1 pseudogene is annotated in these 399 nt (G+C 67.4%); it reads left to right on the forward strand.

What is annotated here, in order from left to right:
- A pseudogene (gene eno / locus SB719_RS19095) lies at positions 1-399 on the forward strand (phosphopyruvate hydratase); the annotation flags it as partial.

A 399-nucleotide genomic window follows, 5' to 3' on the forward strand; every position in this document is an offset into this window, starting at 1 on the left:
GAACGGAGAACCTTGCACGCCTCGGTGCGAACGCCGTGGTTGCGGTATCCATCGCTACTGCGCGGGCGTTCGCCCACGCCGCGGAAGTGCCACTGCACGTCTGGATCGCACGAGTCACCGACAGCACCGAACGGATGCCCGTCCCCCACTTCAACGTCCTCAACGGTGGCGCGCACGCCGCCAACCCGCTCGAGTTCCAAGAGTTCATGATCGCCCCCGTCGGCGCAGCCAACGAGGAAGCCGCCGTCGAAGCCGGCGCCGAGATCTATCACGCCCTCGCCGCCCGCGTGAAAGCGAAGTTCCACACCGCTGGGCTCGGCGACGAGGGCGGATTCGCCCCCGACATCGCCAGCCCCGAAGAAGCGATGACCCTCCTTGTCGCTGCCATCCAAGACGCCG

Origin of the sequence: Pantoea sp. SIMBA_079, from assembly GCF_046940275.1 — a bacterium.
GTDB lineage: Bacteria > Pseudomonadota > Gammaproteobacteria > Enterobacterales > Enterobacteriaceae > Pantoea > Pantoea borealis.